The sequence below is a fragment of the Kitasatospora sp. NPDC002543 genome (assembly GCF_053594915.1).
Genome location: NZ_JBSFWR010000007.1, coordinates 13,500 through 34,473 on the forward strand (window position 1 = coordinate 13,500; position 20,974 = coordinate 34,473).

A 20,974-nucleotide genomic window follows, 5' to 3' on the forward strand; every position below is an offset into this window, starting at 1 on the left:
TCGGAGGAGGGTAGGCGCCGTGTGGGGAACCGAACGTCCGTGCGCCGCGTCACACGGCGGAAAGCGAACGCCGGGCTCCCCGCGCGGCCGCGCTGACGGCCCGTCGGCGCGATGCCGGGCCCCGGCCGGATCGGGCGCGCACATTCGGGCCCGTTCCGCTTGAGAAACGATCCGCCCACGCCCCTAGACTGTTCCCCAGCAGGTGGCCATCCGCTCGAAAGGCGTGCCCCGTGACCATCGGCAAGTCCTCCGACCGCGAGAACGCCATGTCGTCCGTCGAGCCGACCGACGACGTGGCGCAGGCGGCCGATGCCCCGAGCATCGGCCGGGTGCTGTCCACCGCCCGGATCGACTCGGGGCTCACGGTGGACCAGGTGAGTACCGCCACCCGGGTGCGGGTGCCGATCGTCCATGCCATCGAGGAGGACGACTTCGCCCGCTGCGGCGGGGACTTCTACGCGCGCGGGCACATCCGCCTGATCGCCCGGGTGGTCGGCCTGGACGGCGAGGCGCTGGTCGCCCGCTACGACGCCGCGCACGGCGGCCCGCCCGCCGACAAGCGCCCGGCGACCCAGCTGATCGACAGCGGCCCGATCAAGGTGCCCGGTCGCGGCCGGCCGAACTGGGCGGCCGCCATGGTCGCCGCGATCGTCGCCGTGGTCGCGCTGATCGGCTTCAACCTGGTCAGCGGCAAGGGCGGGCACGGCACCACCGGCTCGGCCAGCGCTCCGCTGCCCAGCGGCTCCGGGACCGGCTCGGTGGCCCCCGCCGCCACGCCCACCGTCCAGCCGCCGGCGCCCGTGCCCAGCGCCGCCGCGATCGCCGCCGTCCCGGCCGACAAGGTCACCGTGAAGCTGGTCGCGGAGGGCACCAGCTGGGTTTCCGCGATGGACGGCAACGGCAAGTCGCTGTTCCAGAACAACATCGGCAACGGCCAGGACCAGACCTTCACCGACCCCAAGCAGATCAAGCTGGTGCTCGGCAACGGCGGGGCCGTTCACGCGTACGTCAACGGGAAGGACCTCGGCCTCCTGGGCAAGGACGGGCAGGTGGTGCACGTCACGTACACCCCCGGAGACCCGCAGGCGGGCTGACCACAGGGGTCGGACGGCCCACTGATGATCAGCTGATCCGAGGCGCGCGGCCTCCGGGGCGAACGGCACCGGAGCCCGCGCGTTAATCTTGGCCCTATGCCTGAACGCCGTACTGTCGCCCTTGTCACGCTCGGATGCGCCCGCAACGAGGTGGACTCCGAGGAACTCGCCGGGCGACTGGAAGCCGACGGCTGGTTGCTCGTCGACGACGCCGCCGAAGCGGACGTCGCCGTCGTCAACACCTGCGGCTTCGTCGAAGCCGCCAAGAAGGACTCGGTGGACGCCCTCCTCGAGGCCAACGACCTCAAGGACCACGGCCGCACCCAGGCCGTCGTCGCCGTCGGCTGCATGGCCGAGCGGTACGGCAAGGAGCTCGCCGACGCCCTCCCCGAGGCGGACGGCGTCCTCGGCTTCGACGACTACGCCGACATCTCCGACCGCCTCCAGACCATCCTCTCCGGCGGCCACCACGCCCCGCACCTCCCGCGCGACCGCCGCAAGCTCCTGCCGATCAGCCCGGCCGAGCGGCAGACCGCCGCCGAGACCGTCGCCCTGCCCGGCCACGGAGCCGAGGCCGCCGCCGAACCGATCGCCGACCTGCCCGACGGCCTCGCCCCGGCCTCCGGCCCGCGCACCCTGCGCAAGCGGCTGGACGACAACCCGGTCGCCTCGGTCAAGCTCGCCTCCGGCTGCGACCGGCGCTGCTCCTTCTGCGCGATCCCGGCCTTCCGCGGCTCCTTCATCTCCCGCCGCCCCTCCGACGTGCTGCAGGAAGCCCAGTGGCTGGCCGGGCAGGGCGTGCGCGAGATCGTCCTGGTGAGCGAGAACAACACCTCGTACGGCAAGGACCTCGGGGACATCCGGCTGCTGGAGACGCTGCTCGGCGAGATCGCCGCGATCGAGGGCGTCGAGCGGGTCCGGGTCTCCTACCTCCAGCCGGCCGAGATGCGCCCGGGCCTGGTCGACTCGATGACCGGGACCGCCGACGTGGTGCCGTACTTCGACCTCTCCTTCCAGCACTCGGCGCCCGCCGTGCTGCGCCGGATGCGCCGCTTCGGCTCCACCGACCAGTTCCTCGAACTGCTGGGGACCATCCGCGGCAAGGCCCCGCAGGCCGGTGCCCGGTCCAACTTCATCGTCGGCTTCCCGGGCGAGACGGCGGAGGACTTCGCCGAGCTGGAGCGCTTCGTCACCCACGCCGGGCTGGACGCGATCGGCGTCTTCGGCTACTCGGACGAGGACGGCACCGAGGCCGCGACCTTCGACGGCAAGCTCGCCGACGACGTGATCGCCGAGCGGCTGGACCGGCTGAGCCGACTGGCCGAGGAGATGACCGCCCAGCGGGCCGAACAGCGGATCGGCACCGAGGTCGAGGTGCTGATCGAGTCGGTCGAGGACGGCGTGGTCGAGGGCCGCTCCGCCCACCAGGCCCCGGAGACCGACGGCCTGACCACCCTCACCGGCGTCGAGGCCCCCGCGATCGGCCAGTTCTGGCGGGCCAAGGTGGTCGCCAGCGAGGGCGTCGACCTGATCGCGGAGGCGCTGGAGCAGGTGCGACTGCCCAAGGCGGCCGGGGCCTCCCAGGCCGGGACCCAGCAGGCCGGGACCTCGGGGGTCGGGACCTCGGGGGTCGGGGAATGACCAAGGGGCCAGGCGCCCCGGCCGCGGCCCACCCGGGGAGACCGGTGGCCGCGGCGCCGTCCGCCCCGGGGGTCTGGAACATCGCCAACGTGCTCACGATGGTCCGGGTGCTGCTGGTGCCCGTCTTCGTGGCGCTGCTGTTCGCCGGCGGCGGGCACGACCCCAAGTGGCGCTCGGTCGCCTGGGCCTCGTTCGCTATCGCGATGATCACCGACCTGTTCGACGGTGAACTGGCCCGGCGCAAGGGCCTGGTCACCGACTTCGGGAAGATCGCCGACCCGATCGCCGACAAGGCGATCATGGGCTCCGCGCTGATCGGCCTCTCGCTGCTCGGTGACCTGCCCTGGTGGGTCACGGCGGTGATCCTGGCCCGCGAGCTGGGCATCACCCTGATGCGGTTCTGGGTGATCCGCTACGGGGTCATCCCGGCCAGCCGCGGCGGCAAGCTCAAGACGCTGACCCAGGGCACCGCGGTCGGCATGTACGTACTGGACCTGACCGGCTGGCTGGCCACCGGGCGGGCCGTGCTGATGGGGCTGGCGGTGCTGCTGACCGTCGGCACCGCGCTGGACTACATCGGGCAGGCGCTGCGCCTGCGCCGCGAGGGACGACAGGCCGCCGCGCGGGCGGGCCGCTGAGCGACGGGGGGACCGGGTGGCGGATCGGGACGCGGTGGAGCGCGACGCGGCGGAGCGGGCCGAGGCGGAGCGGGACTACGCACTGGCCGAACGCGCGCACGCCGCGCTGCGGGCCGAGGGCGGCACCCTGGCCGTCGCCGAGTCGCTGACCGGGGGCCTGCTGGCCGCCGCCCTGGTGGACGTCCCCGGGGCGTCCACGACCTTCCGGGGCTCGGTGACCGCGTACGCGACGGAGCTGAAGGCCTCGGTGCTCGGGGTGGACGAGGGCCTGCTGGACGTGTACGGGCCGGTCCACCCGGTGGTGGCCCGACAGATGGCCGAGGGCGTGCGGGGGCTGCTGGGCGCCACGTACGGGCTCGCGACGACCGGGGTGGCCGGGCCGGACCCGCAGGACGGGCGACCGGTGGGCACCGTACACCTGGCGGTCGCCGGCCCGGGCGGAACTCTGGTCAGTTCTCCCCTGCTGTCGGGCGGTCGTGCCACAATCCGTCACGGGGCGGTGACCGCCGCGCTGGAGCTGCTGGTCGGTCGGTTCGCACGGTAGGCCCCTTCGTACGGCGGGTCCGTCCGTACGACAGGGGGCCCGCCGGGAACGGCTCCACGGACCGGGATCCGTCGGCCCGGCGCGCGGGTATGGGACAGCTGGAGGATCGTGTTACATCCAACACCCTGGTTGGGCAGAAACCAGGTGGCGAACGAGTTGCGTGACGGTGGCCGGGCGGGCCGCGACGGGTACCACGAGGGGCCCGCGAACCCGGGTGCGACACCGGAACAAGGAGGGGGGCGGCCTTGCAGCCCAGAGTGAACACGACCGGGGTCCCCGCACGCGAAGCGGGCAAGGCGGTACGGTGGGGACGTGACATCTCGATCCGCAGTCCGAGGAGGGAGGCACCGATGATCCTGCTCCGTCGCCTACTGGGCGATGTACTGCGTCGGCAGCGCCAGCGCCAGGGCCGCACACTCCGCGAGGTGTCGGCGGCCGCCAGGGTTTCGCTCGGATACCTCTCCGAGGTCGAGCGGGGACAGAAGGAGGCCTCCTCGGAGCTGCTCTCCGCCATCTGCGACGCACTCGACGTCCGGATGTCCGAGGTCATGCGCGAGGTCAGCGACGAACTGTCGCTCGCCGAACTTGCGGCGATGGCCACCCTCTCCGAAGGTGATCTGCTGAGGCCGGTTCTCGAACCGGTTCCGCTGCCCGCCCCCGGCACCGACCGGGCGAACCTGTCGCCCAAGGCCGCCGCGATGGACGTGGTCGCCGCCTGACCCCGGCCTCGATTCCCGGGCGTCCCTGCCCGGGGCGAGCGAAGGGAGGGCGGTCGTGCGAACAGACGCGCAGACGCGCCCGATGGCCCGAATACGGGCCCGGGCGCGACTGTTCCTCCGGGTACGGCGTCCGGTGCGGTGGGTGCTGGTGGTCTCCGTGACCGGGCTCGCCTGGTGGCTCCTGGCCGTCCAGGGGCAGCTGACCCACGGCGCGGTGCTGGGGCTCCTCGCGGCCGGCGGCTGGGGACTCGGTCTCATACCGGTCCACGCCGACTGGAACGCGACCGGACCGGCCCGGCGCCCCCGTACGGAACCGGTGGGCCCGGTGGAACCTGTGGAGGCGCAGCCGCCGCCGATCGGGTGATTCGACGTTGCGAAAGGCCGCGGGGTTCTCGACCCCGCGGCCTTTCGGCGTTCTCGCACCCCCGGACCGGCGCCCCGGGCCACCGGTCCACGGTGGTCCGGGGCGCCGGGGGCTTCAGGGACGCAGCCGCAGGCCGCGCGGGGTGGCGTGGAAGCCGGCCTCCTCCAGGGCGCGGCCGAGCGGAGAACCGAGGGCGGGCTCCCCGTTGGCCCGCTCGACCGTGACGCTGCCCAGCGCGCCCTCCCGGACGGCGGCCGCGAGCGCCCCGGCCGCCAGCGCCCGGGTGGCCTCGTCCTCCGGCCAGGCCAGCAGGGACTTGCCGCCGCGCTCGACGTACAGGGCGAGCTCGCCGTCCACCAGGACCACCAGGGCACCCGCCTTGCGACCGGGGCGGTGGGCGGTGGACTCCCGGCCGCCCGGGGCGGTGGGCGGCTCGGGCCAGGGCAGGGCCGCGCCGTAGGCGTTGGCCGGATCGGCGGCGGCCAGCACCAGCGCCTGCGGCGGCTCCCCGACAGGGGAGGCCGGCCACTCGGCGGCCCGGGCGCGCTCCAGCCGGCCGCTGACCGAGCGCAGCCGGTCGGCCGCGCCCTCCATGGCGAACTGGGCACCGCCCAGGCCCTCGACGAAGTAGCCCCGGCGGGCCCGGCCGCGCTCCTCCATCGCGGCCAGCACCCGGTAGACCCCGGCGAAGCCGCCGGGCACCCGTTCGGCCGCCACCGCGCCGCGGGTGAGCAGACCGTGCCGGTCCAGCAGGTTCTGCGCCTGGGCGGTGGCCCGGACCGTCGGGTCGGAGGCGAAGGCCGGCAGCAGCGACCAGCGGCCGGCCACCGTCGGCGGACCGCTGCGCAGGGCCCCGCCGACCCGGCCGAACGACCGGCCGGCACCCCCGTAGCGGCCGCGCGGCGTGGACCGGGGCGCGCGGTGGGCGGTGGCGCCCGCCGTCCGGCCGGAGCCGAGCAGGGCACGCAGCGGGGCGAGGGTGTCGTTGGTGACGAAGCCGGCCCAGAGGAGGTCCCAGAGGGCCTCGACGACCTCCGGTTCGGGCGTCTCCTCCGGGAGCTGCTGGACGAGTTGGCGGAAGAACAGGCCGTAGCCGCCGGTCAGCGCGGACATCAGGGCGCTGTGCACCGGCGTGAGCGCGGGCGGAACGGGCTCGGGGCGCAGCAGGTGGGCGTTCTCGGCGAGGTGCAGGCTGAGCCAGCCGTCCTTGCCGGGCAGGGCGCCGGCCCCGCACCAGCCGATCTCGCCGGCCGCCATCAGCTCGTCCAGCAGGCCGGGGGAGTAGTCGGCGAGCCGGGCCGGGAGGATCAGCTTCTCCAGCGCGGAGGCGGGCAGGGCGGTGCCCTGGAGCTGCTCGACCACCCGCAACAGGCCGTCCGGGCCGCGCAGTCGATGGCCCGCCAGGTGCTGCCACTGCGGCAGGAAGGCGCCCAGGGCACGCGGCGGGACCGGCTCGACCTCCTGGCGCAGGGCGGCCAGCGAGCGGCGGCGCAGCCGGCGCAGCACCTCGGCGTCGCACCACTCGGGGGCGGTGTGCCACTCGGGGTCGATGTGGCTGCCGGCCGGCCTGAACTGGCCCTGGACCAGGCGGCCGGCGGTAGTCAGGCGGTGCAGGGTGCCGGTGACCACGGCGGTGCCGAGGCCGTGGCGGGCGGCCGCCTCGGCGGCGGTGAACGGGCCGTGGGTCCGGGCGTGGCGGGCGATCAGGTCCCCCAGGGGGTCCTTGACCGGCTCGGTGAAGGCCTCCGGGACGCCGACCGGCAGCGGGGTGCCCAGGGCGTCGCGCAGCCGCCCGGCGTCCTCGATCGCGGCCCAGCGCTGCTCGCCGGCGATCCGGACCTGGATCACCCGGCGGGCCGCCTCCAGCTCCAGCGCCCAGAGCGGCTCGGCGCCGCGGGCCGTCAACTCGGCCTCGGTGAGCGGACCGAGCAGGCGCAGGGCGTCGGCGACGCCCTCGGCGTCCTTGATCCGGCGTTCGGGGGTGAGGCGCTGGAGCTCGGCCTCCAGCTCGGCGAGCACGTCGGGGTCGAGCAGCTCGCTCAGCTCGGCCTGGCCGAGGAGTTCGGACAGCAGCCGGGAGTCGAGGGAGAGGGCGGCGGCGCGGCGCTCGGCGAGCGGGGAGTCGCCCTCGTAGAGGAACTGGGCGACGTAGCCGAAGAGGAGCGAGCGGGCGAAGGGCGAGGGCTCGGGGGTGGTGACCTCGACCAGCCGGACGGCGCGGGACTCCAGATCGCCCATCAGCTCGACCAGGCCGGGGACGTCGAAGACGTCCTGCAGGCACTCCCGGACGGCCTCCAGGACGATCGGGAACGAGCCGTACTCGGAGGCGACTTCGAGCAGTTGGGCGGCGCGCTGGCGCTGCTGCCAGAGCGGGGTGCGGCGGCCTGGGCTGCGGCGGGGCAGCAGCAGGGCGCGGCCGGCGCACTCCCGGAAGCGGGAGGCGAACAGGGCGGAGCCGCCGACCTGGTCGGTGACCAGCTGCTCGATCTCGCCCGGGTCGAACAGGGTGGCGTCGGCGCCCACCGGGGCCTCGTCCGGGGCGGAGCGCTCCGCGGGGGCGTTGAAGTCGAAGTCGAGGGCCAGCAGGTCGGCGTCGGGCAGGCGGAGCACGATGCCGTCGTCGGCGTGCATGACCTGGGGGTCCAGGCCGTGCTTCTCGCGCAGCCGGGCGCCGAGGGCGAGCGCCCAGGGGGCGTGCACCTGGGCGCCGAAGGGCGAGTGGACGACGATCCGCCAGTCGCCGAGCTCGTCCCGGAAGCGCTCGACCACGATGGTGCGGTCGTCCGGGAGGTGCCCGCAGGCGGCGCGCTGCTCGGCCAGGTAGTCCAGCAGGTTGGCGGCCGCCCAGTCGTCCAGGCCGGCCCGCTTGAGGCGTTCGGTGGCGGCCTCGGGGCCGAGGGCGCTCAGCTCGCGGGTGAACGCGCCCAGGGCGCGGCCGAGTTCGAGCGGGCGGCCGAGGGTGTCGCCCTTCCAGAACGGGAGCCGGCCGGGGACGCCGGGGGCGGGGGTGACCAGCACCTTGTCGTGGGTGATCTCCTCGATCCGCCAGGAGGTGGTGCCGAGGGTGAACACGTCGCCGACGCGGGACTCGTAGACCATCTCCTCGTCGAGCTCTCCGACGCGGCCGCCGCCCTTCTTCGCCGTCTTCGGGTCGGAGGCGGCCGACCCCGCGATGAAGACGCCGAACAGGCCGCGGTCGGGGATGGTGCCGCCGGAGGTGACGGCCAGCCGTTGGGCGCCGGGACGGCCGGTCACCGTGCCGGCCACCCGGTCCCACACCAGGCGGGGGCGCAACTCGGCGAAGGCGTCCGAGGGGTAGCGGCCCGCCAGCATGTCGAGCACGGCGTCGAAGGCGGACTGCGGGAGGGTCGCGAAGGGCGCGGCCCGGCGGACCACGGCGAGCAGCTCGTCCACCGGCCAGGAGTCCAGGGCCGTCATCGCGACGAGCTGCTGGGCGAGCACGTCCAGCGGGTTGCGCGGGATGCGCAGTGCCTCGATCCGGCCGGCCCGCATCCGCTCGGTGACCACGGCGGACTGCACGAGGTCTCCCCGGTACTTGGGGAAGAAGACGCCGGTGGAGACGGCGCCGACCTGGTGGCCGGCCCGGCCGACCCGCTGCAGGCCTGAGGCGACCGAGGGCGGGGACTCGACCTGGACGACCAGCTCGACGGCGCCCATGTCGATGCCCAGCTCCAGGCTGGAGGTGGCCACCACGGCGGGCAGCCGGCCGGCCTTCAACTCCTCCTCGACGAGCGAGCGCTGCTCCTTGGAGACGGAGCCGTGGTGGGCCCGGGCGATGACCGGGGGCGCGCCCCTGGCGGCGCCCGAGCCGCCCATCAGCTCGGCGGGGGCGTGCGCCTCGGGGAAGGCGGTGCCGGTGGCGCGCTCGTGGGCGATCTCGTTCAGCCGGTTGCACAGCCGTTCGGCCAGCCGGCGCGAGTTGGCGAAGACGATGGTCGAGCGGTGCGCCTCGACCAGGTCGACGATCCGCTCCTCGACGTGGGGCCAGATCGAGGCGCCCCCGGCCCGGCCGCCGGGAGGTGCCCCCTGCCGCTGCGGATCGCTCCCGGCGGCGCCGCCGGTGGCCGGGGCGGCGGGCAGGTCGTCCAGGTCGGGGACGGGGACGACCACCGAGAGGTCGAACTCCTTGGCGGCGGCGGGCTGGACCACGACGGCGCCCCGCCGCGGGCTGAGGAATCGGGCCACCTCCTCGACCGGGCGGACCGTCGCGGACAGGCCGATCCGGCGGGCCGGGCGGTCCAGCAGCTCGTCCAGCCGTTCCAGGCTGAGCGCGAGGTGCGCGCCGCGCTTGGTGCCGGCGACCGCGTGCACCTCGTCCAGGATCACCGTGTCCACGCCGCGCAGGGCCTCCCGGGAGGCGGAGGTGAGCAGCAGGAACAGCGACTCGGGCGTGGTGATCAGGATGTCCGGCGGGTGGGTCGCGAAGCGGCGGCGGTCGGTGGCCGGGGTGTCGCCGGAGCGGATCGCGACCTGGACCTCGGGCTCGGGCAGGCCGAGGCGGACGGCGGCCTGGCGCAGGCCGGTCAGGGGCGCGCGCAGGTTCCGTTCCACGTCCACGGCCAGGGCCTTGAGCGGTGAGACGTAGAGGACCCGGCAACGGCGCTTGGACTCGGCGGGGGGCGGGGTGCTGCTGAGGCGGTCGAGGGCGGAGAGGAAGGCGGCCAGCGTCTTCCCGGAGCCGGTGGGGGCGACCACCAGGACGTCCGTCTCCCGCTGGATGGCGCGCCAGGCCTCGGCCTGGGCGGCGGTGGGGGCGGAGAAGGCACCGGTGAACCAGGCCCGGGTGGCCGGGGCGAAGCCGGCCAGGGGGTCGTCGGCGGGCGGGGTGGGGTGCTGGGGCGCCATGCCCCCATGGTGCCGGGTGGGACTGACACGTGGGGCGGGAGGCGAGGGGGGCAGGGGAATCGGCGGGAGGGGGATACGGGCGGGGAGCAAGCCGGGGAGCAGAAACGATGATCCGCTCATATGGTGAGGAATCGGATGTTTGACCCATCCGTGACCGAACGGACCGACGAGCGGAGACCGTGCGATGGTGCAGGCGCACCCGTCGGGCCGGACCGCCCGGCGCCGTCGGCCCCGCGGACCGGCCAGGGCGCTGCTGGCGATGCTGCTCACGGCGCTGGTGGTCGGCGGCGCCGTCCCGTACATGGCCGGGCCGGGGCGGGCGTACCTCAGCTACCTGGTGCTGGCCGAGGGCGAGGACGCCGCCGGCGCGGCCCGGGCCGGGACGGAGAGCAGGGCGGCGGGCGGGCAGGTGGTCCAGGAGTACCCGCAGATCGGGGCCGTGCTGGTGTACGCGACCGGGCCGTTCGCCGAGCGCGTGCGGGCCAGGCCCGGGATCGCCGCCGTCGGGGCGACCAGGACCGCGCCGGTGGTCGCGCCGCCGCGGCAGGTGGCGGGCGCGGGGGACTTCACGGCGGGCCCCCGAGGGGGACGGGGCGGCGACCGGGCCGACGGGGAGACCGTCACGGTGCCCGACCCGGGGGAGGGGGACGCCTGGAACCTCGCCATGATCGGCGGCGGCGCCGCGCCCGGCCCCGACGTGCTGCGCGGGGTGCTGGTCGCCGTACTGGACTCCGGGGTCGACGACACCCATCCGGACCTGCGCGCCGCCGTCGACCCGAAGGCCTCCGCCTCCTGCGCGGACGGCCGGCCCGACGCCCGCACCGGCGCCTGGCGGCCCGAGCCCGGGGTGGCCGAGAGCGGCCACGGCACGCACGTCGCCGGGATCGTCGGCGCCGCCCGGGACGGCCACGGGGTCTCCGGGGTGGCGCCCGGCGTGCGGATCGCGGCGGTGCGGCTGCTCGGGCCGCTCGGGCAGTACTACGCGGAGAACATCGTCTGCGGCCTGCTCTGGGCCGCCGACCACGGGGCCAGGGCGATCAACAACAGCTACTTCGCCGACCCGTGGAAGTACAACTGCCCCGAGGACGCGGACCAGGCCGCGCTGGTCGCGGCCGTCGGCCGGGCCGCCGGCTACGCCCGGCGGAAGGGGGCGGTGGTGGTCGCCTCGGCGGGCAACGACGGGCAGGACCTCGGCGCGGCGCGGACCGACGAGCGGAGCCCCAACGACCGGATCTCGGGGCCGGCGCCCGTCCGCCGCCTCGGCACGGAGTGCGTGCGGCTGCCCGGGGAACTGCCGGGGGTGGTCACCGTCACCGCGCTGGACCGGGACGGGCACCCGGCGGGCTACTCCAACCACGGGCGCGGACGGGTCTCGCTGGCCGCGCCGGGCGGCGAGCCGGACGGCGGGCCGCAGGGGGCGGTCGTGTCCGACTGGCCGGACGGGAGGTACGCGGCGCTGGCGGGGACCTCGATGGCGGCGGCGCACGTGACGGGAGCGGTGGCCGTGGCGGCGGCGCTGCGTCCGGGGGCGGGGGCGGACGAGCTGGTGGGGATGCTGACCGGCGCGGCGGGGGCCGGGTGTGCCGCGGGGTGCGCGGACCGGGGGTACTTCGGGGCGGGGGTACTGGCCCTGCCCCGTTGAGGGGGCCGAGGAAAAGCGGGTGACGGGGCGGTGTCGCCGGGGCGAGGATCGGGGCATGGGCGATGCGGATGCGGGTGTGTTCCTGGAGACCGAGCGGCTGGCGTTGCGGCGCTTCGGCCCGGATGACGTCGAGCGGCTCGTGGAACTGGACGGTGACCCACAGGTGATGCGCTTCCTGACCGGGGGGAAGCCGAGTGCGCGGGAGTGGGTCGAGGGGGAGCTGCTGCCGCGGTACCTGGAGTGCTACCGGCGGTACGGCGATCTCGGGTGGTGGGCGGCCGAGGAGCGGGCGGGCGGGGCGTTCCTGGGGTGGTTCGAGTTCCGGCCGACGCGGGAGGGGGAGCGGAGCGAGGTCGAGCTCGGGTACCGGTTGCGGCGGGCCGCGTGGGGGCGCGGGTACGCGACGGAGGGGGCGCGGGCGCTGGTCCGGCTCGGGTTCGCGGAGCTGGGGGTGGAGCGGGTGGTGGCGTACACGATGACGGTGAACGCGGGCTCGCGGCGCGTCATGGAGAAGAGCGGGCTGTCGTTCGTCCGCACGTTCCACGAGGACTACCCGGAGATGATCCCGGGCAGCGAGCACGGGGAGGTCGAGTACGCGCTGACGCTCGGGGAGTGGCGGGCGCGGTCCGGGATACTTGGGGCATGAGGCTGACGGAGTTCTGGCGACGGATGTACGCGCACTTCGGGGAGGCGTACGCGGAGTCGTTCGCGACCGACCACGTGATGAGCGAGCTGGGCGGCCGGACGGTGCGGCAGGCGCTGGAGGCGGGCTGGGAGGCCAAGGACGTCTGGCGCGCGGTCTGCGACACCCAGGGCGTCTCCGGGGCGCTGCGCTGACTGCCGGCCTCCGGACGGCATGGGACAGACTGTCCGGGTGACAAATAGCGCGGAACAGAAGAATTCGGACCGGGATGCCGACGGCACCCCGGCGGGTGGGGGGCTGTGGGGCGGCGGCGGGATGCCGCGCTGGCTGCCGCGGGCGATGGTGCTGTTCCTGGTGCTGGTGGGGCTGTTCCAGCTCGCGGACTGGGCGTTCCGGCAGCTGATCGACCTGTTCGTGATGCTGCTGGTGTCGTTCTTCCTGTCGTTGGCGCTGGAGCCGGCCGTGGACCGGATGGCGGCGCGGGGGGTGCGCCGGGGCATCGGGACCTTCCTGGTGTTCGTGGCGGTCGGGGTCGCGGTGGTCGGCTTCCTCGCCGCGCTCGGGACGCTGCTGGTCGACCAGGTGGCGAAGATCGCCGGGGATCTGCCGCACCTGGTCGACAGCCTGATCGGGTGGATCAACCGGACCTTCCACCAGGAGCTCTCACTGGGTGAGCTGCAGAATCGATTGCTCAAGGACTCCGGCGCCATCGAGAGCTACGTCCAGCAGGCCGCCGACAACGTCTGGGGTGTCTCCTCCACCCTGATCGGCGGGCTCTTCCAGGCCTTCACGGTCGGGCTGTTCACGTTCTACTTCACCGCCGAGGGCCCGCGGGTGCGCCGGACGGTCTGTTCGATGCTGCCGCCGGCCAAGCAGGGCGAGGTGCTGCGGGCCTGGGAGATCGCGCTCGCCAAGACCGGGGGCTACCTCTACTCCCGGGCCCTGCTCGCGGTGGTGTCGTCCATCGGGCACTGGGTGATGTTCGCGCTGCTGGACCTGCCGTACGCGGCGGCGCTGGCGGTCTGGGTGGGCGTCATGTCGCAGTTCGTGCCGACCATCGGGACGTACCTCGCCGGGGCGCTCCCGGTGCTGGTGGCGCTGACGGTGGACCCGGTGGACGCGCTGTGGGTGCTGGGCTTCGTGGTGGTCTACCAGCAGATCGAGAACTACCTGCTGCAGCCGCGGATCACCGCGCGGACGGTGGACGTGCACCCGGCGCTGGCCTTCGGCTCGGTGATCGCGGGGGCGGCACTGCTCGGCGCGGTGGGCGCGCTGATCGCGATCCCGGCGGCGGCGACGCTCCAGGGCTTCGTGGGCACGTACGTGCGGCGCTACGAGGTGGCCACCGATCCCCGGATCGACCGGGGCGAGCAGCGGCGGGCCAGGCGGGAGCTGCGCCGGGAGGCCGCCCGGAGGCTGCGCCGGATGGTCGGCCGGGACGGGGCCAGGCGCGGGGAGTGACCCGGGACGCCGCTCCCGGGGGTGCCTCGGGAGCGGCACGGCCCGGACGTGCGACGCTTGAATCGAACAGATGTTCTTTGTACTCTCCGGCGAGGAGTTTTCCACAGGCGGAGCCCGGTCGGGCTCGTTTGTCAGTGGGACGCGCTAGCGTCGATGACGATGAAGCGCACAGCACAGAACCCGAGGGAAAAAGCCATGGCAGGTACGGACCGCGAGAAGGCCCTTGAGACCGCTCTCGCCCAGATCGAGCGGCAGTTCGGCAAGGGCTCGGTGATGCGCCTCGGCGAGAAGGCCAACGAGCCGGTCGAGGTGATCTCCACCGGGTCCACCGCCCTGGACGTCGCCCTCGGGGTCGGCGGCATTCCGCGCGGCCGAGTGGTCGAGATCTACGGCCCCGAGTCCTCCGGCAAGACCACCCTGACCCTGCACCTGGCCGCCAACGCCCAGAAGGCCGGCGGCACGGTCGCGTTCGTCGACGCGGAGCACGCGCTCGACCCGGAGTACGCCAAGAAGCTCGGCGTGGACACCGACGCCCTGCTGGTCAGCCAGCCGGACACCGGTGAGCAGGCGCTGGAGATCACCGACATGCTGATCCGCTCCGGCGCGATCGACCTGGTGATCATCGACTCGGTCGCGGCGCTCGTGCCGCGCGCCGAGATCGAGGGCGAGATGGGCGACTCGCACGTCGGTCTCCAGGCGCGACTGATGAGCCAGGCGCTGCGCAAGATCGCCGGTGCGCTGAACCAGTCGAACACCACCGCGATCTTCATCAACCAGCTGCGCGAGAAGATCGGCGTGATGTTCGGTTCGCCGGAGACCACGACCGGTGGCCGGGCGCTGAAGTTCTACGCCTCGGTCCGCCTCGACATCCGCCGGATCGAGACCCTGAAGGACGGCACCGAGGCGGTCGGCAACCGCACTCGCGTCAAGGTAGTCAAGAACAAGGTCGCCGCGCCGTTCAAGCAGGCCGAGTTCGACATCCTCTACGGCGTGGGCATCAGCCGCGAGGGCGGCCTGATCGACATGGGCGTGGAGCACGGCTTCATCCGCAAGTCGGGCGCCTGGTACACCTACGAGGGCGACCAGCTCGGCCAGGGCAAGGAGAACGCCCGCAACTTCCTGCGGGACAACCCGCAGCTCGCCGACGAGATCGAGCGGAAGATCAAGGGCAAGCTCGGCATCGGTCCCAAGGTGGAGGAGCCGGCTGAGGGCGCGGAGGCCGCCGCCGCTGCCGACGGCGCCGCCAAGCCGATCACCGCGACCGCCACCAAGACGGCCGCGGCGAAGAAGACGGCGGCGGCCAAGGCCTGAGCCGTTGACGCAGCACGACATGGCGGGCGGCGGCCCGGAGGACGACGACCACGGGCCGCCGGACTGGTTCGCCGCGGTCGCGGAGGAGCCCGAACCGGTGGTCGCGAAGCCCCGGGGGTCGCGCTCCCGGGGCCGCGGCCGGGCCACCACACCGTGGGCATCCGGCCCTGAGCCGGAGTTCGACCTGGCTCCGGCCCGGGCGCGGCGCGGCGCGGCGCCCGGGCCGGAGTCGGCGGAGATCCCGGTCGAGGCGCTCGGCCTGGTCTCCGCCTCCGAGCTGCCCACCGGCCGCCGGCGGAGACGCTCGGCCCTGGCGGCCGAGGAACTCGGAGCGGGGCCCGCTCCGACACCGACGGCCGCGGAGAGCGGCCGGGGCGGAGCCGAGGCGGCCGGTCACGGGGGTGCGGCCGCCTCGACCTCCCGTCGCGGCGCACGGCGGGGCCGTTCCGCGGCGGGGCCGTCCGACGAGAAGGGCACCGCCCGGGCCTCCCGGAAGCAGTCCGAGGAGTCCGCCGACCCGGAGGCCCGCGCCCGGGACATCTGCCTGCGGCTGCTGACCGGTGCCGCGAAGACCCGCAAGCAGCTCGCCGACGCCCTGCGCAAGCGGGAGATCCCCGACGAGGTGGCCGACGAGGTGCTCACCCGGCTCGAAGAGGTCGGGCTGATCGACGACGCGGCCTTCGCCCAGGCCTGGGTGGAGTCCCGGCACGCCGTCCGGGGTCTGTCCCGGCGGGCGCTGACCCAGGAACTGCGCACCAAGGGCGTCGCCGCCGACCTGGTCGAGCAGGCCGTCGCCCAGCTCGACCACGACGACGAGACGGACGCGGCCCGGGCCCTGGTCGAGCGCAAGCTGCGGTCCACCCGGGGGCTGGACGCCCAGGTGCGCACCCGGCGACTGGTCGGGATGCTGGCCCGGCGCGGCTACTCCGAGGGGCTGGCGTTCCGGGTGGTGCGCGGTGCGCTGGAGGAGGAGCAGAATGAACTGCCGGGTCCGGAATAGTCAGGAGCGGTGGCAGTTCTGTAGGCGTCTTGGAGTGAACCAGATCAACTCTTGACCGTTTCGTGACCCCCACCTAGCCTCGCCATCAGTTCCCGGGCGCCTCCGGACGGCGGCCCGCGCGGCGACGGGGGAGTGGGCGGCAATGGGGATCTCGGCGGGCACCGGCCCGAGCGGCTCACTGGTGGTGGTCGCCGGATCGGCCGCACTCCTCCTGCTGCTGTTCGCCGCGGCGGCCGGGCTGGCGATCGGGCGGCTGCGAGCGGCCCGGCGCCGTGCGTCGGCCGAGGCCGAGCAGGCCCGGCGGTGGGCCGAGGGGCAGGCCGACCGGCAGCGGGTCGAACTGGCCCGGCGCGAGGAGGACATGGCCGAGGAGCTGCGCAGGCTGCGCCGTCGAGAGGACGAACTGGCCGAGCGCTCGGCCGAGTTGGAGCTGTCCCGGGGTGAGGCCGAGGCGCTGGTCACCCGGCGGGTGGCGGCCCTGGAACGGGCCGCCGGGCTCTCCGCCGAACAAGCCCGCGCCGAACTCCTGCGGGAGGCCGAGGAGTCGGCCCGGCGGGAGGCCGCGGTCACCGTCCGGGAGATCGAGCGCGAGGCCAGGGAGGAGGGCGAGCGCCGGGCCCGGGACATCGTCGCCGGGGCGGTCCAGCGGCTGGCGACGGAGCAGACCGCGGAGAGCGCCGTCACCGTCCTCCCCTTGCCGAACGAGGACATCAAGGGCCGGATCATCGGCCGCGAGGGCCGCAACATCCGCGCCTTCGAGGCGGTCACCGGTGTGAACCTGATCGTCGACGACACCCCGGAGTCGGTGCAGCTGTCCTGCTTCGACCCGATCCGCCGGGAGACCGCCCGGCTCACCCTGGAGCAGCTGGTCGAGGACGGCCGGATCCACCCGACCAGGATCGAGCAGCTGTACGAGCGCAGTCGCGAGGAGGTCGGGCAGCGCTGCGTCCGGGCCGGCGAGGACGCCCTGATGGAGGCCCGGGTCGGCGGGATGCACCCCGAACTCGTCCGCACCCTGGGCTCGTTGCGCTACCGGGCGTCGTACGGGCAGAACGTGCTCGGGCACCTGCTGGAGTCCGCGCACCTGGCCGGGATGATGGCCGCCGAGCTCGGGGTGGACCCGGAGCCCGTGCGGCGCGCGGCGCTGCTGCACGACATCGGCAAGGCGCTCACCCACGAGTCCGAGGGCAGCCACGCCGCCGTCGGCGCGGAGCTCGCCCGGCGGTACGGCGAGACCCCCGAGGTGGTGCACGCGATCGCCGCCCACCACAACGAGGTCGACCCCCGCACCGTGACGGCCGTGCTGACCCAGGCCGCGGACGGCTGTTCGGGCGGTCGGCCGGGCGCGCGCAAGGAGTCGCTGGAGCTGTACGTCCGGCGGCTGGCGCGGCTGGAGGAGATCGCGCGCTCGCACGAGGGCGTGGCCGAGGTGTTCGCGATGCAGGCCGGCCGCGAGGTCCGGGTGATGGTCCGGCCGGAGGCGGTGGACGACCTCGGTGCCGAACTGATCGCCCGCGAGGTGGCCCGCCAGGTCTCGACCGAGCTGACCTACCCGGGCCGGATCAGGGTGACGGTGGTCCGCGAGAGCCGGGCCACCGCGGTGGCCGGCTAGGGCGGCCCCTGGCCCCCGAGCCTCGGCCCGCGCCCCGTTGGCGCGACGCTGCCTAGGAGGCGCCCCGGCTCGGGGAGTCCACCTGCTCGGACGCGGGCTGGTCGGCCGGCTCGGGCGCCGGGGTGAGTGTGGCCGGGCCGCCGCGGGCCTTGTCGGCGAGGGCGAGCAGGTCCTCGGCGACGGCGCCCTGGGTGACGCCGACCAGGTGGCCGTCCGGGCGGATCAGCAGGACGGTGTGCGGGCCGGCGCCCGGATAGTCCTCGGTGACCAGCACCTCGGCCGGGACGGGCAGAGCGGCGGCGACCTCGGCGAGGCGGGGCATCAGGCCGGCCCCGAGCCAGTGCTCGGAGGACCAGACCGCGGTGCCGGGGGCGACCAGCAGCAGCAGGAACGTGGAGCCGAGCCGGGCGTGCAGGTGGTCGGGGGTGCCGTCGTCGGCGAGCACCGGCAGGTCCGGGACGAGCACGCCGGGCGCGGTGGCGGGCAGCAGTTCGCTGAGCGAGGTGGTGCCGCGCGCGCCGCGCTGCACCGGGACCCGGCCGGGGACGCCGGAGGGCGCGGCCGGGTAGGCGGGCGCGCCGCCGAAGCGGCCGGTGCCGAGCGGCCCGTCGGCGAGCAGCGGGGCGTGCTTGCGGAAGCCGCCGACCAGCAGCGAGCGTCTGGTCTGCTGCCAGCCGCGCAGCGGGCGCAGCAGCGGCATGGACTGGTCGACGGCGCGCAGCCGGGCGCCGACCGCGCCGCGCCGCTCGGCCTCGTAGCCGTCCAGCAGCGAGCCGCCGGGCTGCGGGCCGCCGGAGTGGAGGTGCCAGGCGAGGGCGAGCCGCCAGGCGAGGTTGTCGGCGTCGCGCAGGCCGTCCGTGAGGTTCTGCATGCCGAGCGCGCCGTGCAGGTGGGCGGCGTCGCCGGCCAGGAAGCAGCGGCCGATCCGGAAGCGGGCGGCGAGCCGCTGCTGGGCGGTGTGGTCGGCGGCGGCCAGCAGCTCGAAGCGGGGCAGCTCGCCGCACCAGCCGGTGAGGGTGGAGGTGACGCGGGTGAGCAGGGTGTCGCCGGTGACGATGCCGGGCCAGGTGGCGTGCGGGTCGACCGTCTCGGTGGCGGCGGGGCGGCCGGGGGGCAGCCGCCAGTCGAGCCGCCAGACGCCGTCCGGCAGCGGACGGGCCGAGGCCTCGCGGTCGCCCCGCCACGGGGGCTCGCGGTGCAGCCGGGCGCCGTCGAAGGGCAGGTCGACCCGGACGGTGGCGATGGCGTTGCGGTCGACCGCGGGCCGGCCGGGGAAACGGATCTTCAGGAGCTTGCGGACGGCGGATCTCGCGCCGTCGCAGCCCACCAGGTGGCTGCCGCGCCACCAGGTGGTGGTGCCGTCCTGGGTGCCCACGGTGCGGATGCTGACGCCGCCGCGGTCCTGTTCGAGCTCGACGACCCGGTTGAGCGGGACCAGCTTGATCAGCGGGGTGCCGCTGAGGGCGTCGCGCAGCCCGCGCTGGAGGCGGTGCTGGGGCAGGTGGAAGGTGGGCGAGTCGGTGAGGTCGATCCGCAGCACCTCCTGGCGGCGCCGCCAGACCTCGAAGGAGTCCCAGAGCGCGGAGTCCGAGACGGCCCGCGGGTAGCCGATCCGGGTCAGGAAGGCGGCGGTGTCGGCGCCGAGGACGAGGCTGCGCGGGCCCTCCGGGCAGAGCCCGGAGCCCTCGTCGAGGACGATGGTGGGCACCTCGTGCCGGGCCAGGGCGAGGGCCAGGGCCAGACCGACCGGTCCGGCCCCGACCACGATCACCGGGTCCATGAGGGGACCTCCGGGCACGAACCGGCCGATCGGCCGGCGTCAGTTACCGCTGCCGCATATGCCGCGTGGATGCTCCCGGGAGGTGTCACGAACAGCAATGCAACAGATCACCTGCGTGTCCGTCAAGCAGAAGCCGAAGTGCGCCGGTTCGCGCCGCGACGGCCGCGTGCTTCGATCCAGCGTGCGAGCGCGGTCAACAGAAGGCACATCGCGATGTAGATCGGTCCGATCACGAGCACCACGGGGATGTAGGGGAAGCCCGCGGCGTTGATCGGCTGGCTGGCGATCTTCTTGCCCATGAACAGCAGTTCGTTGTAAGTGATGACGAAGCCGAGCGAGGTGTCCTTGAGGGTGACGACCAGCTGGCCGATCATCGAGGGCAGCATCGAGCGGACGGCCTGCGGCACCAGGATCGACGTCATCACCTGGGTCTTGCGCATGCCGAGCCCGTAGGCCGCCTCGCCCTGGCCGCGCGGGACGGCGTTGACGCCGCTGCGGATGATCTCGGCCTGGACCGCCCCGTTGTAGAGGGTCAGGCCGAGCACCAGCGCCCACATCGGCTGCTGGGCGAAGAAGGCGTAGTAGAGCGCGACGATCAGGATCAGCAGCGGCATCGCCCGGAAGAACTGGGTGAAGCCCGTGCAGAACCAGCGGACCGGCCGGTGGTCGGAGAGCTGACCGGCCGCCAGCAGCGCGCCCAGGGTGAGGGAGAAAGCCGCCGCGAGCCCGAAGGCCTCCAGGGTGGACAGCAGACCGTCCACGATCTGCTGCTGGACGTAGGTGTACTGGAAGGCGTCCCAGAGACCGGCGTCGAACTGGCCGTTGTCGTTCAGCGCGCCGAAGACGTACCAGAGGAGGCCGGCGATGCCGAGCACCGAGAGGACGCCGAACGCGCGGTAGCGGGTGCGGGCCTTCGGGCCGGGGGTGTCGTAGAGGACGCTCGCCGAAGCCTGACGGTTGAAGACGCTCATCGGGCCACCGCCAGTCGGGATTCCAGGACGCGGAAGAACGTGGCGACCGCGGCGCTGATCAGCAGGTAGGCGCAGGCCACCCAGAAGAAGATGGAGAAGATCGAGTAGCCGCGCTCGGAGAAGGTCTGCTGGGAGCTGTACAGCTCGGTGACGCTGAACGCGCCGGCGATCGCCGAGTTCCTGGGCAGGGCGATGAACACGCTGCTCATCGGGCCCAGGACGGTGCGGGCGGCCTGCGGCAGGACGACCAGGGTGAGGGTCTGGCCGAAGGACATGCCGAGGCTGCGGGCGGCCTCCGCCTGGCCGAGCGGCACGGTATTGATGCCGGAGCGGATCACCTCGCAGACGAACGAGGCGGTGTACCCGCCGAGCGCCAGCACCGCGAACACCAGGTGACTGAAGTGCACGCCCAGCGGCGGCAGTCCGAAGGTGACGGCGAAGAACAGCAGGGTCAGCGGGGTGTTGCGGAAGAGCGTCACCCAGGCGGTGCCGAAGGCGCGCAGGACCGGCACCGGGGAGACCCGGAAGGCCGCCAGCAGGGTGCCCAGCAGCAGGGCGAGCAGAGCGCTGAGCGCGCTCACCTCGATCGTCTGTAGGAAGCCGTCGCGGAACAACGCGAAGTTGTCGTCCTCGAACAGGAACCCCATCCGGCGGCCCTCCTCTCAGTTCATGGTCGGGAAACCGACGT

Annotated in this window: 17 protein-coding genes; 13 read left to right on the forward strand and 4 right to left on the reverse strand. The window is 74.3% G+C overall.

The genetic code is table 11. The features are described from left to right. Window positions 1-266: 266 nt before the first annotated feature. The 6 genes from ACWD4P_RS05120 to ACWD4P_RS05145 all read left to right on the forward strand — a co-directional run bounded on the left by ACWD4P_RS05120 (window position 267) and on the right by ACWD4P_RS05145 (window position 5,000). The gene (locus tag ACWD4P_RS05120; protein ID WP_449778653.1) at window positions 267-1,094 is read left to right on the forward strand and encodes a helix-turn-helix domain-containing protein; all 828 of its coding nucleotides are present in this window, start codon (window positions 267-269) and stop codon (window positions 1,092-1,094) included. 96 nt (window positions 1,095-1,190) lie between these two features. Continuing rightward, window positions 1,191-2,735, forward strand: coding sequence for a 30S ribosomal protein S12 methylthiotransferase RimO (gene rimO, locus ACWD4P_RS05125; protein WP_359822087.1), 1,545 nt, complete (start codon window positions 1,191-1,193; stop codon window positions 2,733-2,735). Continuing rightward, entirely contained in the window at window positions 2,732-3,373 is a 642-nt protein-coding gene (gene pgsA / locus ACWD4P_RS05130) for a CDP-diacylglycerol--glycerol-3-phosphate 3-phosphatidyltransferase (RefSeq protein WP_359822089.1), read from the forward strand. The genes rimO and pgsA overlap by 4 nt, the downstream gene beginning before the upstream one ends. An 82-nt stretch (window positions 3,374-3,455) precedes the next feature. Continuing rightward, window positions 3,456-3,917: a CinA family protein gene (locus ACWD4P_RS05135; protein WP_449778654.1), complete on the forward strand. Its 462-nt coding sequence runs from the start codon at window positions 3,456-3,458 to the stop codon at window positions 3,915-3,917. A gap of 350 nt (window positions 3,918-4,267) precedes the next feature. Continuing rightward, window positions 4,268-4,636 carry a helix-turn-helix domain-containing protein gene (locus ACWD4P_RS05140; protein ID WP_350739875.1) on the forward strand — a complete coding sequence of 123 codons (369 nt, stop codon included), beginning with the start codon at window positions 4,268-4,270 and terminating at the stop codon, window positions 4,634-4,636. 55 nt (window positions 4,637-4,691) lie between these two features. Next, window positions 4,692-5,000 carry a hypothetical protein gene (locus ACWD4P_RS05145; protein ID WP_449778596.1) on the forward strand — a complete coding sequence of 103 codons (309 nt, stop codon included), beginning with the start codon at window positions 4,692-4,694 and terminating at the stop codon, window positions 4,998-5,000. A 114-nt stretch (window positions 5,001-5,114) separates the two neighbouring features. Here ACWD4P_RS05145 and ACWD4P_RS05150 read toward each other — a convergent pair whose 3' ends face one another. Next, a complete protein-coding gene (locus ACWD4P_RS05150; protein ID WP_449778597.1) occupies window positions 5,115-9,866 on the reverse strand; it encodes an ATP-dependent helicase in 4,752 nt (1,583 codons plus the stop codon). Window positions 9,867-10,050: 184 nt separating this feature from the next. Between ACWD4P_RS05150 and ACWD4P_RS05155 the strand changes: the two genes are divergently transcribed. The 7 genes from ACWD4P_RS05155 to rny all read left to right on the forward strand — a co-directional run bounded on the left by ACWD4P_RS05155 (window position 10,051) and on the right by rny (window position 17,535). Next, window positions 10,051-11,508 carry a S8 family peptidase gene (locus ACWD4P_RS05155; RefSeq protein ID WP_449778598.1) on the forward strand — a complete coding sequence of 486 codons (1,458 nt, stop codon included), beginning with the start codon at window positions 10,051-10,053 and terminating at the stop codon, window positions 11,506-11,508. Window positions 11,509-11,563: 55 nt separating this feature from the next. Continuing rightward, window positions 11,564-12,154: a GNAT family N-acetyltransferase gene (locus tag ACWD4P_RS05160; protein WP_449778599.1), complete on the forward strand. Its 591-nt coding sequence runs from the start codon at window positions 11,564-11,566 to the stop codon at window positions 12,152-12,154. Further along, window positions 12,151-12,345: a DUF3046 domain-containing protein gene (locus tag ACWD4P_RS05165; protein ID WP_449778600.1), complete on the forward strand. Its 195-nt coding sequence runs from the start codon at window positions 12,151-12,153 to the stop codon at window positions 12,343-12,345. Before ACWD4P_RS05160 ends, ACWD4P_RS05165 begins: the two co-directional genes overlap by 4 nt. 19 nt (window positions 12,346-12,364) lie before the next feature. Continuing rightward, a complete protein-coding gene (locus ACWD4P_RS05170; RefSeq protein ID WP_449778601.1) occupies window positions 12,365-13,612 on the forward strand; it encodes an AI-2E family transporter in 1,248 nt (415 codons plus the stop codon). Window positions 13,613-13,807: 195 nt separating this feature from the next. Further along, entirely contained in the window at window positions 13,808-14,923 is a 1,116-nt protein-coding gene (gene recA, locus ACWD4P_RS05175; RefSeq protein ID WP_449778602.1) for a recombinase RecA, read from the forward strand. A gap of 4 nt (window positions 14,924-14,927) precedes the next feature. Next, a complete protein-coding gene (gene recX, locus ACWD4P_RS05180; RefSeq protein ID WP_449778603.1) occupies window positions 14,928-15,923 on the forward strand; it encodes a recombination regulator RecX in 996 nt (331 codons plus the stop codon). 142 nt (window positions 15,924-16,065) lie between these two features. Next, window positions 16,066-17,535: a ribonuclease Y gene (gene rny / locus ACWD4P_RS05185; protein WP_449778604.1), complete on the forward strand. Its 1,470-nt coding sequence runs from the start codon at window positions 16,066-16,068 to the stop codon at window positions 17,533-17,535. A gap of 52 nt (window positions 17,536-17,587) precedes the next feature. On the opposite strand, the gene ACWD4P_RS05190 is transcribed toward rny, so the two are convergent. From ACWD4P_RS05190 to ACWD4P_RS05200, 3 genes are all read right to left on the reverse strand, one after another. Beyond that, a complete protein-coding gene (locus ACWD4P_RS05190; protein ID WP_449778605.1) occupies window positions 17,588-19,315 on the reverse strand; it encodes an FAD-dependent monooxygenase in 1,728 nt (575 codons plus the stop codon). Window positions 19,316-19,437: 122 nt separating this feature from the next. Continuing rightward, window positions 19,438-20,286: an amino acid ABC transporter permease gene (locus tag ACWD4P_RS05195; protein ID WP_449778606.1), complete on the reverse strand. Its 849-nt coding sequence runs from the start codon at window positions 20,284-20,286 to the stop codon at window positions 19,438-19,440. Then, complete coding sequence (locus tag ACWD4P_RS05200; RefSeq protein ID WP_359829332.1) at window positions 20,283-20,933, reverse strand: amino acid ABC transporter permease; 651 nt, start codon at window positions 20,931-20,933, stop codon at window positions 20,283-20,285. Before ACWD4P_RS05200 ends, ACWD4P_RS05195 begins: the two co-directional genes overlap by 4 nt. Between the last annotated feature and the right edge of the window lie 41 nt (window positions 20,934-20,974).

Coding starts and splice junctions, on each gene's coding strand:
- ACWD4P_RS05195 (WP_449778606.1), bottom strand. CDS start 20,286: ATGAGCGTCTTCAACCGTCAGGCTTCGGCGAGCGTCCTCTACGACACC.
- recA (WP_449778602.1), top strand. CDS start 13,808: ATGGCAGGTACGGACCGCGAGAAGGCCCTTGAGACCGCTCTCGCCCAG.
- rimO (WP_359822087.1), top strand. CDS start 1,191: ATGCCTGAACGCCGTACTGTCGCCCTTGTCACGCTCGGATGCGCCCGC.
- ACWD4P_RS05170 (WP_449778601.1), top strand. CDS start 12,365: ATGGGACAGACTGTCCGGGTGACAAATAGCGCGGAACAGAAGAATTCG.
- ACWD4P_RS05120 (WP_449778653.1), top strand. CDS start 267: ATGTCGTCCGTCGAGCCGACCGACGACGTGGCGCAGGCGGCCGATGCC.
- pgsA (WP_359822089.1), top strand. CDS start 2,732: ATGACCAAGGGGCCAGGCGCCCCGGCCGCGGCCCACCCGGGGAGACCG.
- ACWD4P_RS05140 (WP_350739875.1), top strand. CDS start 4,268: ATGATCCTGCTCCGTCGCCTACTGGGCGATGTACTGCGTCGGCAGCGC.
- rny (WP_449778604.1), top strand. CDS start 16,066: ATGGGGATCTCGGCGGGCACCGGCCCGAGCGGCTCACTGGTGGTGGTC.
- ACWD4P_RS05150 (WP_449778597.1), bottom strand. CDS start 9,866: ATGGCGCCCCAGCACCCCACCCCGCCCGCCGACGACCCCCTGGCCGGC.
- ACWD4P_RS05165 (WP_449778600.1), top strand. CDS start 12,151: ATGAGGCTGACGGAGTTCTGGCGACGGATGTACGCGCACTTCGGGGAG.
- ACWD4P_RS05160 (WP_449778599.1), top strand. CDS start 11,564: ATGGGCGATGCGGATGCGGGTGTGTTCCTGGAGACCGAGCGGCTGGCG.
- ACWD4P_RS05190 (WP_449778605.1), bottom strand. CDS start 19,315: ATGGACCCGGTGATCGTGGTCGGGGCCGGACCGGTCGGTCTGGCCCTG.
- ACWD4P_RS05200 (WP_359829332.1), bottom strand. CDS start 20,933: ATGGGGTTCCTGTTCGAGGACGACAACTTCGCGTTGTTCCGCGACGGC.
- ACWD4P_RS05155 (WP_449778598.1), top strand. CDS start 10,051: ATGGTGCAGGCGCACCCGTCGGGCCGGACCGCCCGGCGCCGTCGGCCC.